The 11,926-nt window shown below is 71.0% G+C and carries 14 protein-coding genes and 1 tRNA gene; 3 read left to right on the forward strand and 12 right to left on the reverse strand.

The window, feature by feature from the left end:
• Positions 1-172: 172 nt before the first annotated feature.
• Both SCATT_RS09020 and SCATT_RS09025 read left to right on the forward strand, forming a co-directional pair.
• Positions 173-1,696, forward strand: coding sequence for an MFS transporter (locus SCATT_RS09020; protein ID WP_014142691.1), 1,524 nt, complete (start codon positions 173-175; stop codon positions 1,694-1,696).
• A gap of 39 nt (positions 1,697-1,735) precedes the next feature.
• Positions 1,736-1,818, forward strand: a tRNA-Leu gene (locus SCATT_RS09025).
• Positions 1,819-1,884: 66 nt separating this feature from the next.
• Here the strand turns inward: SCATT_RS09025 and rdgB are convergent.
• The 4 genes from rdgB to SCATT_RS09045 form a co-directional block, all read right to left on the reverse strand.
• Complete coding sequence (gene rdgB, locus SCATT_RS09030) at positions 1,885-2,499, reverse strand: RdgB/HAM1 family non-canonical purine NTP pyrophosphatase (protein WP_014142692.1); 615 nt, start codon at positions 2,497-2,499, stop codon at positions 1,885-1,887.
• Positions 2,496-2,885, reverse strand: coding sequence for a hypothetical protein (locus tag SCATT_RS09035; RefSeq protein WP_014142693.1), 390 nt, complete (start codon positions 2,883-2,885; stop codon positions 2,496-2,498). The genes rdgB and SCATT_RS09035 overlap by 4 nt, the downstream gene beginning before the upstream one ends.
• A 2-nt stretch (positions 2,886-2,887) precedes the next feature.
• The gene (rph, locus tag SCATT_RS09040) at positions 2,888-3,637 is read right to left on the reverse strand and encodes a ribonuclease PH (protein WP_014142694.1); all 750 of its coding nucleotides are present in this window, start codon (positions 3,635-3,637) and stop codon (positions 2,888-2,890) included.
• Between the two features lie 84 nt (positions 3,638-3,721).
• Positions 3,722-3,961, reverse strand: coding sequence for a PTS glucose/sucrose transporter subunit IIB (locus SCATT_RS09045; protein ID WP_265736682.1), 240 nt, complete (start codon positions 3,959-3,961; stop codon positions 3,722-3,724).
• Between the two features lie 371 nt (positions 3,962-4,332).
• Here SCATT_RS09045 and SCATT_RS09050 point away from each other — a divergent pair, with 371 nt between their 5' ends.
• The gene (locus SCATT_RS09050) at positions 4,333-5,634 is read left to right on the forward strand and encodes a PTS transporter subunit EIIC (RefSeq protein ID WP_014627735.1); all 1,302 of its coding nucleotides are present in this window, start codon (positions 4,333-4,335) and stop codon (positions 5,632-5,634) included.
• A gap of 97 nt (positions 5,635-5,731) precedes the next feature.
• On the opposite strand, the gene SCATT_RS09055 is transcribed toward SCATT_RS09050, so the two are convergent.
• The 8 genes from SCATT_RS09055 to clpS form a co-directional block, all read right to left on the reverse strand.
• Positions 5,732-6,484 carry an MBL fold metallo-hydrolase gene (locus SCATT_RS09055; RefSeq protein ID WP_014142695.1) on the reverse strand — a complete coding sequence of 251 codons (753 nt, stop codon included), beginning with the start codon at positions 6,482-6,484 and terminating at the stop codon, positions 5,732-5,734.
• A gap of 393 nt (positions 6,485-6,877) precedes the next feature.
• Complete coding sequence (locus SCATT_RS09060) at positions 6,878-7,828, reverse strand: PLP-dependent cysteine synthase family protein (protein WP_014142696.1); 951 nt, start codon at positions 7,826-7,828, stop codon at positions 6,878-6,880.
• Entirely contained in the window at positions 7,828-8,124 is a 297-nt protein-coding gene (locus SCATT_RS09065) for a MoaD/ThiS family protein (RefSeq protein WP_014142697.1), read from the reverse strand. Before SCATT_RS09065 ends, SCATT_RS09060 begins: the two co-directional genes overlap by 1 nt.
• Before the next feature lie 97 nt (positions 8,125-8,221).
• Positions 8,222-8,350: a putative leader peptide gene (locus SCATT_RS40285; protein WP_014142698.1), complete on the reverse strand. Its 129-nt coding sequence runs from the start codon at positions 8,348-8,350 to the stop codon at positions 8,222-8,224.
• A gap of 93 nt (positions 8,351-8,443) precedes the next feature.
• A complete protein-coding gene (locus tag SCATT_RS09070) occupies positions 8,444-8,884 on the reverse strand; it encodes a M67 family metallopeptidase (RefSeq protein ID WP_014142699.1) in 441 nt (146 codons plus the stop codon).
• Positions 8,885-9,016: 132 nt separating this feature from the next.
• Positions 9,017-10,492: an amino acid permease gene (locus SCATT_RS09075; RefSeq protein WP_014142700.1), complete on the reverse strand. Its 1,476-nt coding sequence runs from the start codon at positions 10,490-10,492 to the stop codon at positions 9,017-9,019.
• Between the two features lie 388 nt (positions 10,493-10,880).
• On the reverse strand, positions 10,881-11,477 hold the full coding sequence (locus SCATT_RS09080; RefSeq protein ID WP_014142701.1) for a DUF2017 domain-containing protein: 597 nt from the start codon (positions 11,475-11,477) through the stop codon (positions 10,881-10,883).
• A gap of 53 nt (positions 11,478-11,530) precedes the next feature.
• The gene (clpS, locus tag SCATT_RS09085; RefSeq protein WP_014142702.1) at positions 11,531-11,833 is read right to left on the reverse strand and encodes an ATP-dependent Clp protease adapter ClpS; all 303 of its coding nucleotides are present in this window, start codon (positions 11,831-11,833) and stop codon (positions 11,531-11,533) included.
• Positions 11,834-11,926: the final 93 nt, after the last annotated feature.

The following is an 11,926-nucleotide window of genomic DNA, read 5'->3' on the forward strand; positions in this document are numbered from 1 at the left end:
GTGACGACCACCGAGAGGCCATTGAATCGGACATCCGGGTAATTCAGGTAATTCTTGACGATGCGGGACCGAAGCCCCGGCCGGCCGGGACCTTGGTTTAGCGCTCCCCTTTTTGCGCAGGCGTCCCTCGGCCGAAAGGCCGCGGAGGTCAAGCCGACGAGAGGAACGCACCGTGCCGACCCGCGATCCCGAGCACCAGGCCGAGGCGGAGGTCGATCCGGAGGTCTACCGACGCCACCGGACGCTCTTCCGGGTCATCAGACGCCGTCAGAACCCGCGGCTGCGCCGTACCGACATCACGGTGACCGACGAGGCGGCGGTCAAGCGGGCCGTGAAGGCCGCGGCGCTGGGCAACGCCATGGAGTGGTTCGACTTCGGGATCTACAGCTACCTCGCGGTCACCATCGGCCACGTCTTCTTCCCCTCCACCAGCGACACCGCCTCCCTGCTGTCGTCCTTCGCCACCTTCGCGGTGGCCTTCCTGGTACGGCCGTTGGGCGGGGCGTTCTTCGGTCCGCTGGGCGACCGGGTGGGGCGCAAGAAGGTGCTGGCGCTCACCATGATCATGATGGCGGTCGGCACCTTCGCCATCGGGCTGATCCCCTCCTACGCGGCGATCGGCTTCTGGTCGCCGGTGCTGCTGATCCTCTTCCGGATGATCCAGGGGTTCTCCACCGGCGGTGAGTACGGCGGCGCCTCGACGTTCATCGCCGAGTACGCCCCGGACAAGCGGCGCGGATTCTTCGGCAGCTTCCTGGAGTTCGGCACGCTGGCCGGCTACATCGGCTCCGCGGGGATGGTCACCATCCTTACCAGCGTGCTCAGTTCGGGGGCGATGAACTCCTGGGGCTGGCGGCTGCCGTTCCTGGTGGCCGGGCCGCTCGGGCTGATCGGTCTGTACCTGCGGCTGAAGCTCGACGAGACCCCGGCGTTCCAGCGGCTGGAGTCGGAGAACGGCGCGGCCCGGGAGATCCGCGCCAGCGAGGCCGCGCAGGGCGTGGAGACGCTGGGCAAGGGCGAGTTCCGGGCCATCTTCACCCAGCACTGGCGGCGGCTGGTGCTGTGCGTGGCGCTGGTCGGCGCGTACAACATCAACGTCTACCTGTTCCAGTCGTACCTGCCGACCTACCTGTCGGACCAGCTCAAGTACAGCCCCACGCACGGCCTGGTGATCCTGTTGGCCGTCCTGGTGCTCCAGATGCTGGTGATCAACCAGGTGGGCCGGCTCAACGACCGGTTCGGCCGCAAGCCGTTGCTGATGGCCGGCATGCTGGGCTTCCTCCTGCTCTCGGTGCCCTCGTTCCTGCTGGTCAAGCAGGGCAGCGTGGTGGCGGTGGCGGCGGGCATGGTGATCCTGGCGCTGTCGCTGGTGTGTCTGCTGGGCACGATGTCGGCGGCGCTGCCGGCGCTCTTCCCGACGCAGGTGCGCTACGGCTCGCTGTCGATCGGGTACAACGTCTCCACCTCGCTGTTCGGCGGGACCACCCCGCTGGTGATCACCGCGCTGCTCAGCGCCACCGGCACCGATCTGATGCCCGCCTACTACTCGATGGCCGCCGCCCTGGTCGGCGTGGTCGCGGTGGCGTGCATGCGGGAGACGGCGCAGCAGCCGCTGGAGGGCTCCCCGCCGGCGGTGGCCACCAAGGAGGAAGCGGTCGAACTCGTCCAATCCCAGATCCAGGAGCCCCGGTTCTGACCTCGGCACCCGGCGCGAGAGCCTAGAATGAGGCGCGACGCGGCCGTGGTGCAATGGCTGACACAGCAGGTTTAGGTCCTGTGGCCCTCACGGGCTTGAGGGTTCGAATCCCTCCGGCCGCACGCCGAACACCGGTGCCCCGGACCGCGGTTGCGGTCCGGGGCACCGGTGCGTCGGGGTACGGGCCGTCAGCCGAGCAGTTCGGCGACGACCGGGGCGAGCGCCCGGAACGCCTTGCCGCGGTGGCTGATGGCGTTCTTCTCCTCCGCCGTCAGCTCGGCGCAGGTACGGCTCTCGCCGAGCGGCTGGAGGATCGGGTCGTAGCCGAAGCCGCCGGTGCCGGCCGGGGTGTGGCGCAACGTGCCCTCCAGGCGCCCCTCGACCACCCGCTGGGTGCCGTCGGGCAGCGCGAGGGCGGCGGCGCAGGCGAAGTGGGCGGCGCGGTGGTCGTCGGCGATGTCGGCGAGCTGGGCCAGCAGCAGCCGCAGGTTGGCCTCGTCGTCGCCGTGCCGGCCGGCCCAGCGGGCGGAGAAGATGCCGGGGGCGCCGCCGAGGACGTCCACGCAGAGCCCGGAGTCGTCGGCGACCGCGGGCAGCCCGGTGGCGCCGGCCAGCGCGTGCGCCTTGAGCAGGGCGTTCTCGGCGAAGGTGACCCCGGTCTCCTTGACGTCGGGGACCTCGGGGTAGGCGTCGGCGCCGACGAGTTCCACGGCGAGGCCGGCCCCAGTGAGGATCGCCCGCAACTCGGTGACCTTGTGGGCGTTGCGGGTGGCGAGTACGAGGCGCTGCACGGCGGCGGTCATCCCTTCGGGCAGGCGGTGACGAGGTCGGCGGCGCCCCGCTGGACGGGGGCCACCTCGACCGGTTCGCCCTTGTCGAGTTGGTCCTTGGCGTTGGCGACGGCCTGGGAGAGTTCGGCCACCGCCTTGCCGGCGGCCGGGCCGGGGGTCTTCCCGGCGATCTCGTCGAGGTCCTGCTGGATGGTGCGCAGCACGGTGGCCGCCTCGCGCGGGTCGTCACCGGCCTTGCGGGCGGCTCCGGGCAGCGCGTCGGCCTGGGACCGGACGGCGGCGGCGACCGAGGCGCAGTCGCGGTGGCCGCCCTGGCCGCCGCAGCCGGCCACGGTGACCGCCGCGGCCAGCCCCAGCGCGGCGGCGGCGAGGGTGGTGGCGCGTACGGTGCCGGCCACGGTCAGCTCCGCGCGGCGGCGAGGGCGGCGCGCTGGACGGCCTCGAGTTCGGCGTTGCCGGCCACCGCGAGGTCGAGCAGGGCGTCGAGCTCGGTACGGGCGAAGGGGGCGCCCTCGGCGGTGCCCTGCACCTCGACGAAGCGGCCGTCGCCGGTGCAGACCACGTTCATGTCGGTCTCGGCGCGGACGTCCTCCTCGTACCGCAGGTCGAGCATGGGCACGCCGTCGATGATGCCGACGCTGACCGCGCTGACCGATCCGGTGAGCGGCTGCGCCTTGGCCTTGACGAGCTTGTGCTCCTGGGCCCAGGAGACGGCGTCGGCCAGGGCCACGTAGGCGCCGGTGATGGCGGCGGTGCGGGTGCCGCCGTCGGCCTGGAGGACGTCGCAGTCGAGGACGACGGTGTTCTCGCCGAGCGCCTTGTAGTCGATCACGGCGCGCAGCGAGCGGCCGATGAGCCGGGAGATCTCGTGGGTGCGCCCGCCGATCCTGCCGCGGACCGACTCGCGGTCGCCGCGGGTGTTGGTGGCGCGCGGCAGCATGGCGTACTCGGCGGTGACCCAGCCCTCACCGCTGCCCTTGCGCCAGCGGGGCACGCCCTCGGTGACGCTCGCGGTGCACAGCACCCGGGTGTCGCCGAAGGAGACGAGTACGGAGCCCTCCGCGTGCTTGCTCCATCCGCGTTCGATGGTGACCGGGCGGAGCTGTTCGGGAGTGCGTCCGTCGATACGGACCCCAGCATTCACAGACATGCTCCCGACCCTACCGACAAAAGCGTCGAGGCCCGCCCCGGGTCTGCCGGAGCGGGCCTCGACGTCGGCCAGGGGCCGTGAAGGTCACATCATGTCCTCGATCTCGGCGGCGATCGGGTCGGCGTCGGTGCCGATGACGACCTGGATGGCGTTGCCCATCTTGACGACGCCGTGGGCGCCGGCCGCCTTCAGGGCGGCCTCGTCGACCAGGGAGGCGTCGTGGACCTCGGTGCGCAGCCGGGTGATGCAGCCCTCGACCTCTTCGATGTTGTCGAGCCCGCCGAGGCCGGCGACGATCTTCTCAGCCTTGCTGGCCATGTCCACTCCTGTTGTCCGGGGCCCTCGGCCGCCCGCGTGGTGCGCGCGCCGGTCCGGTGAAACGTTAACGCACGGTCGGCCCGCCTTCGCGATCACCGCGGTGAAGGCCGGCGACGGCTTTCGACCGGGGCGGGAGGAGGGCTCTCCATGCGACTGGTCTACACCATTCTACGTGCGCGGCACCAGCACTCCGGACGGTGCGAAACTGAAAGGGTCCCGCCGAGCCCTTTACGACTACACCGCGTGTCGGAGTTGCCGTAAATCGTGGATTCCTTTATGGAGTCCCGACGTGTTACAACTGGTCTACACCACTGTGGTGTAGACCAGAGCCGCGGGCCGTCCCCCTGTCAAGCCCGCCTCTCACCAGGAGGAATCTGATGAGTACGGCCACCGCTGCGGCGGCGCCCGCGAAGAAGCGGGGATCCGGCCTTTTCCAAGGATTGCAGAAGATCGGGCGGAGCCTCCAGCTTCCGATCGCGGTGCTCCCGGCGGCGGGCATCCTGCTGCGCCTCGGCCAGCCGGACGTCTTCGGCGCGCAGGGCCTGGGCTGGGACAACGTGGCGAAGGTCTTCGCCGGTGCGGGCGGCGCCCTGCTGGACGCCTCGCTCGGCCTGCCGCTGCTGTTCTGCATAGGCGTGGCGATCGGCTTCGCCAAGAAGGCGGACGGCTCCACGGCGCTCGCCGCGGTCGTCGGCTTCCTCGTCTACTACACCGTGATCCACCAGTTCCCGGTGGCGTGCGGCGCCGGCGCCTCGTTCGTCTCGACCGGGTCGCTCGGCGGGGCGTGCGTCAAGGGGGCGACGGTGACCCCGGCCGCGTTCCAGAACCCGGGGGTGCTCGGCGGCATCATCATGGGTCTGCTCTCCGCGGTGCTGTGGCAGCGGTTCCACCGCACCAAGCTGGTCGACTGGCTCGGCTTCTTCAACGGCCGCCGGCTGGTGCCGATCATCATGGCGTTCGTCGGCACCGCCGCCGGTGTGCTGGTGGTCCTGGGCTGGCAGCCGATCGGTGACGCGATCAGCTCCTTCGGCAAGTGGATGACGGGCCTGGGCGCCGTCGGCTCCGGTCTGTTCGGCCTGGTCAACCGTGGTCTGCTGCCGATCGGCATGCACCAGTTCGTCAACACCGTGGCGTGGTTCCAGATCGGTGACTTCACCAACTCGGCCCACCAGGTGGTCCACGGCGACCTCAACCGCTACTTCGCGCACGACCCGTCGGCCGGCCAGTTCATGTCCGGCTTCTTCCCGATCATGATGTTCGGCCTGCCGGCGGCGGCGCTGGCCATCGCGCACTCGGCCCGTCCGGAGCGGCGCAAGGCGGTGCTGGGCATGATGGTGTCGGTGGCGCTGACCGCCTTCGTCACCGGCGTCACCGAGCCGATCGAGTTCTCGTTCATGTTCATCGCGCCGGTGCTCTACGCCATCCACGCGGTGCTCACCGCGCTGTCGATGGCGATCACCTGGGCGCTGGGCGTCCACGCCGGCTTCACCTTCTCGGCCGGCGCCATCGACTACCTGCTCAACTGGAACCTGGCGACCAAGCCATGGCTGATCATCCCGATCGGCCTGTGCTTCGCGGTGGTGTACTACGTGCTCTTCCGCTTCGCGATCACCAAGTTCAACCTCCCCACCCCGGGCCGGGAGCCCGAGGAGGAGGTCGAGGACATCACCAAGGCGTGACGTCCGGCCCGCACCGCGGAACGTGAGGAAGGCCCCCGGAACCATGGCGGTTCCGGGGGCCTTCGCGGTGCCCGGGCCGGGTGCGGCGCGGCAGCGGTCACAGGCGGTAGACGGCGCCGGAGCGGGCCAGCTCGACCGGGCCGGGGAACGCCTCGACGGCGTGGGCCAGGCTGACCGCGGGGTCGGTCCACGGCGGGATGTGGGTGAGCACCAGCCGTCCCACCCGGGCCCGGGCCGCGTGCTCGCCGGCCTGGCGCCCGTTGAGGTGGAGGTCGGGGACGGTCTCCTTGCCGTGGGTGAAGGACGCCTCGCACAGGAAGAGGTCGGTGCCCTCGGCCAGTTCCACCAGCGGCTCGCACGGCCCGGTGTCCCCGGAGTACGTCAGCGACCGCCCGCCGTGCTCGACCCGGAAGCCGAACGCCTCGACCGGGTGGCAGACCCGGGCGGCGGTCACCGTGAACGGGCCCACCCGGAAGGTGCCGGGGGCCAGGGTGCGGAAGTCGAAGACCTCGCTCATGCACTTCTCGTCGGGGACGTCCGCGTACGCCGTGGCCAGCCGGGACTCGGTGCCCGCCGGCCCGTGCACCGGGATCGGCTCCGGCATGCCGCCCTCGTGCCGGTAGTAACGGGCCACGAAGTAGGCGCACATGTCGATGCAGTGGTCGGCGTGGAGATGGCTGAGGAGTACGGCGTCGAGGTCGTACAGACCGCAGTGGCGCTGCAGCTCGCCCAGGGCGCCGTTGCCCATGTCGAGGAGCAGCCGGAAGCCGTCGGCCTCCACGAGGTAGCTCGAACAGGCCGATTCCGCGGAGGGGAACGACCCCGAGCAGCCGACGACGGTGAGCTTCATGCAGGAGCCTCCAGCGGTTCCGGGGGGTCTTGCGCGGTCGGTGGCGGCCGGCACATCGCCGTGCGGGCGCCATCGGGCACCGGCGGCCACGAGGCGGGGGGGCGGGAGGTCCCGCCGGGCGGCCGGCCGGGATGGCGGAGTCGGTGGGGCGGGCCGCCATTGTTCCCAAGAGGGTAAGGCGCCTCGCCCGCCCCGGCGCCGCCATGGACCCCTGGTGTGGGCGGAATCACCAGTACGGGCGGGGGCGCCCCGGCGGGTCGCGAACCGGGCGGGGCGCACCGCGTTGCGCACGCCCCGGAACGGCTGTGCGCCCCGCCACCCGGCCGGAGTACGGCGTGGGGACGGGGCGCTGTGCCGGGGGCGGAGCAGGCCCGGCGGACCGGGCGCGGAGGGTCAGGCCCAGAGCTGGCCGTGCAGGGCCTCGACCGCGTCCTGCGTGGAGGCGGCGGTGTAGATGCCGGTCGACAGGTACTTCCAGCCGCCGTCGGCGACGATGAAGACGATGTCGGCGGCGGCGCCGCCCTTGACGGCCTTGCGGGCCACGCCGAGCGCGGCGTGCAGCGCGGCGCCGGTGGAGACCCCGGCGAAGATGCCTTCCTGCTGGAGGAGTTCACGGGTGCGGCGCACCGCGTCCTCGCTGCCGACCGAGAAGCGGGTGGTGAGCACCGACTCGTCGTACAGCTCGGGGACGAAGCCCTCGTCGAGGTTGCGCAGCCCGTAGACCACGTCGTCGTAGCGGGGTTCGGCGGCGACGATCTGGACGCCGGGGACCTTCTCGCGCAGGTAGCGGCCGACGCCCATCAGGGTGCCGGTGGTGCCCAGGCCCGCCACGAAGTGGGTGACGGTGGGCAGGTCGGCGAGGATCTCCGGGCCGGTGGTGGCGTAGTGGGCGGCGGCGTTGGCCGGGTTGCCGTACTGGTAGAGCATCACCCAGTCGGGGTGCTCGGCGGCCAGCTCCTTGGCCACCCGCACGGCGGTGTTGGAGCCGCCGGCCGCCGGTGAGGAGACGATCTCGGCGCCCCACATGGCGAGCAGCTGGCGGCGTTCCTCGGAGGTGTTCTCCGGCATCACGCACACGATCCGGTAGCCCTTGAGCCGGGCGGCCATGGCGAGGGAGATGCCGGTGTTGCCGGAGGTGGGCTCCAGGATGGTGCAGCCGGGGGTGAGCCTGCCGTCCCGCTCGGCCTCCTCGATCATGTGCAGCGCGGGCCGGTCCTTGACCGAGCCGGTGGGGTTGCGGTCCTCCAGCTTGGCCCAGACGCGCACGTTCTCGGCGGGCGACAGGCGCGCCAGGCGGACCAGCGGGGTGTTGCCGACCGCCGCGAGCGGGCTGTCGTACCGCATCAGCGGCCGGCCCCTCGTCCGCCGGCGCCGCCGGCCACCGCGGGCAGGATCGTCACGTTGTCGCCGTCGGCCACCTTGCTGGCGAGGCCGTCGAGGAAGCGCACGTCCTCGTCGTTGAGGTAGACGTTGACGAAGCGGCGCAGCCCGTTGCCATCCACGATCCGGTCACGGATGCCCGGGTGGCGGGATTCGAGGTCGGTGAAGAGCTCGTCCAGGGTGTCGCCGCTGCCCTCGACGGCCTTCGCGCCGTCGGTGTAGGTGCGGAGGATGGTCGGGATACGGACCTCGATGGCCATGGGTGCACTCCAGTGCGGAAGTCAATGAGGAAGCACGGCAGCGAAGGGCGGCGCCGGGCGGCGGGGTGGTGCGGGGGCGGTGCGCAGCCGCGGCGGGCTAGCGGGCCGGGCGGGACGCAGCGCGGGTACACATGGCGCTGGCGAGACGGCACAGGTCGACGTGGAGCCGGGCGACGAGCAGCATGCCCGGCGCCTTCTCGTGTTCGCTCACGTCGTGGAGAACCATACGGACATCGTATCGATTCCCCCGATGGCGCCGAGACGGGCGTTCCAGGATGCGGACGCTCCGATGGACGCCACCCGGCCCTCCCGCCGGAGGTCACCGGCTGGTCGCCGGATACGCGGCGACCACCTCGACCTCTTCCTCGGTGACGACACCGTCCACGATGCGGAACGAGCGGAAGGAGACCGGGCCCTCCTCGTTGCCGCACTCGGCGGTGGAGACCAGCACGTAGTGGGCGCCGGGCTCGTTGGCGTAGGAGATGTCGGTGCGCGAGGGGTACGCCTCGGTGGCGGTGTGCGAGTGGTAGATCACCACCGGCTCCTCGTCCCGGTCGTCCATCTCGCGGTAGAGCTTGAGCAGGTCCGTCGAGTCGAACTCGTAGAAGGTGGGCGAGCGGGCCGCGTTGAGCATCGGGACGAAGCGCTCCGGGCGGCCGGTGCCCGCCGGGCCGGCGACCACGCCGCACGCCTCGTCCGGGTGGTCCGCGCGCGCGTGGGCGACGATCGCGTCGTGCAGGGCCTGGGTGATGGTCAGCATGCCTAGAGCATAGGAGGGGCCCGGCCGGGCGTCGGTGGCGGTGCGCGAACGCCTCCGGGGCGGGGCACGGAGACGCGGCGGGCCGCCCCCGGCTGGTGCCGGGGGCGGCCCGTGGACGCGGGGGCGCCGGGGTCAGACGCGTTCGACGGCCTGCTCGCGCCGGCCTTGCGGCTGCTTGGCGAAGACCTCGGGGTTGCGGGCCTTGATCACGTAGTAGGAGACGATCATCAGCAGCGCCCACACCGGGGCGGCGTAGAGCGAGACCCGGGTGTCCTTGTCGATGCCCATCAGCACGATCACCACGCCGATGAAGGCGAGCGCCACCCAGCTGGTGACCGGGGCGCCCGGCATCCGGAAGTCGGAGGCGGGCAGCTCACCGCGGTTGACCTTGGCCCGGTAGCGGATCTGGGCGCACAGGATCATGATCCACGCCCACATGCCGGAGATGGTGGCGAAGGCGACGACGTAGGTGAACGCCTGGGACGGCCACTGGTAGTTGATCCACACGCCGACGAGCATCAGGGCGGCCGAGACGGTGGTGCCCAGCAGCGGGGTGCCGCTGGCGGTCAGCCGGTTGAAGACCTTGGGGGCCTGGCCGTTGAGGGACAGGTCGCGCAGCATGCGGCCGGTGGAGTACATCCCGGAGTTGCAGGACGACAGCGCGGCGGTGAGGACGACGAAGTTGACGATGCCGGCGCCGAGCGGCAGGCCTATCTTCCCGAACGCCACCACGAAGGGGCTGTGGCCGGCGGAGAACTCGGTCCACGGCACCACGGACATGATGATCAGCAGCGCGCCGACGTAGAACAGACCGATGCGCCACGGCACCGTGTTGATCGCCTTGGGCAGGGTCTTCTTCGGGTCCCTGGACTCGCCCGCGGTGACCCCGACGAGTTCGACGGCCATGAAGGCGAACATGACGATCTGGAGCGTCATCAGGGTGCCGCCGATGCCCTTGGGGAAGAAGCCGCCGTGCGACCAGAGGTTGGCGACCGAGGCGGTGTGGGCGGCCGGGCCCAGCGCCAGGGTGAGGACCCCGATGCCGATCAGGATCATGCCGATGATGGCGGTCACCTTGACCATGGAGAACCAGAATTCCAGTTCACCGAAGAGCTTCACCGAGATCAGGTTGACGAAGTACAGCACGATCGTGAAGACCAGCGCCGACGCCCATTGCGGCACCCCTGGCCACCAGTACTGGACGTAGCTGGCGGCGGCGGTCACCTCGGTTATCCCGGTGACCACCCAGAAGAGCCAGTAGGTCCAGCCGGTGATGTATCCGAAGAACGGTCCGAGGAATTCCCGGGCGTATTCCGAGAAGCTTCCGGAAACCGGGCGGTACATCAGCAGCTCGCCCAGCGCCCGCATGATCAGGAAAATGATCACGCCGACGACCGCGTAGGCGAGGATGAGGCTGGGGCCCGCTTTGGAGATCGCCTTGCCGGCGCCGAGGAAGAGCCCGGTGCCGATGGCCCCGCCGATGGCGATCATCTGGATCTGGCGGTTGCCGAGTCCGCGCTGGTAGCCCTCTTCGGGGGCCACTTCGGTTCCGGTTCCCGCTGCGGCCTCGTCGCCGGCGATCTGAGGTGCGACCCGCTCTGAGGTCATGGTCGTGCGCCTTTCTCCACGTCTGCACGCCCGGTCGGGCCGTGATGACCGGACCGGGTCCTGATTCCCCCGGATGGAGTTGCACGCCGACGATCGGCCGGCACAGCGCGCCGCCTGGGCAAGGGTGGCGCCCGGCAAGCGGTCGTGTGTTCCTATCACGGACCGGCCGGCCGGGCGGTCAGATCATCGTGACACAGCTCACTCCTATAAGCGGATGAACAACCCGCAAATGGGGCATAGGGCGCAGACAGCGTGATGGGATCGTTATGCGGATTTGAGCGTCCGCTGAGCGAACGCGCCCGAGCAGGCGGCAGCCTCCCGCACCCGACCCGGGTACGGGGGAACGTCGCAGGTCAGCCTGGGTGCCATGGGCGGAGCCCGGGCACGGTCAGGGCATCAGCGCCTCGATCAGCGTCTCCTGGAGGCCGCCGAGCCACAGGTAGGCCATCACCAGCGGCTTGCGCGGGTCGCTGTCGGGCAGCCGGTACAGCGCGCTGTCCTGGTCCTCGCTGACCTCCAGCCGCACCCCGATGGTCAGCCGCAGGTCGTTGAGGGCGCCGAGCCACTGCCGGGCTGCCGCGGGGGCGAGCCGGAGCACCGCGCCGCCGCCGGCGTCCGGGGCGAGCGCGTCCAGGGCGCGGACCACGGCGAGCGCGTCCTCCCGCTTGCGGGCCCGCAGGTCGTTCTCGGTGTAGCGGCGGAACTCCGCCGAGGCCGCCTCGGACTCCTCGTCCGGCTCCTTGGCGGGGTCGACGTAGGCGCTGGGGAAGAGGCGGGCGAGCGCCGGGTCGGCAGGCGGGCGGGTCGGCCCCTCGGCGAAGAGCGCGGCGAGCGGATCGGCCTCCGCGTCCTCGTCCGCGCCGCCCGGCCCGGGGCCGATCAGCTCCAGCAACTGCACGGCGAGGCTGCGGAGGATGGAGATCTCGACCTCGTCGAGGGCGATCGCGGCCCCGCCGTCGGGGGCGGCTTCGAAGTATCCGGCCATGAGGCCCGTACGTCTCCCAGGTGCGTCGGGTCGGCGGTCAACAGCGGTTTCGGTCAGCGGTCCTGGCTGAGGGTGGCCCACAGACCGTAGCCGTGCATGGCCTGGACGTCGCGCTCCATCTCCTCGCGGGTACCGCTGGAGACCGCGGCACGCCCCTTGGTGTGCACGTCCATCATCAGCTTCTTCGCCTTGTCCTTGGGGTACCCGAAGTACGCCTGGAAGACATAGGTGACGTAGCTCATCAGATTGACCGGGTCGTTGTGGACGACCGTGACCCAGGGCACGTCGGGCGAGGGCACCTCGGCGGGGGCCTCGCTGGACTCCGTGCGCTCGATCTCCATGGGGGCGACGCTCACATGTCCATGCTGCCACTCGGCGGGCGCCGAAGCGATCGAGGACGGGGTGCAAATGATCACTGCGGGGCGGTCCGGCCGGGGCCTACCCTGAAA

This window comes from Streptantibioticus cattleyicolor NRRL 8057 = DSM 46488, assembly GCF_000240165.1.
GTDB classification, from domain to species: Bacteria; Actinomycetota; Actinomycetes; order Streptomycetales; family Streptomycetaceae; genus Streptantibioticus; species Streptantibioticus cattleyicolor.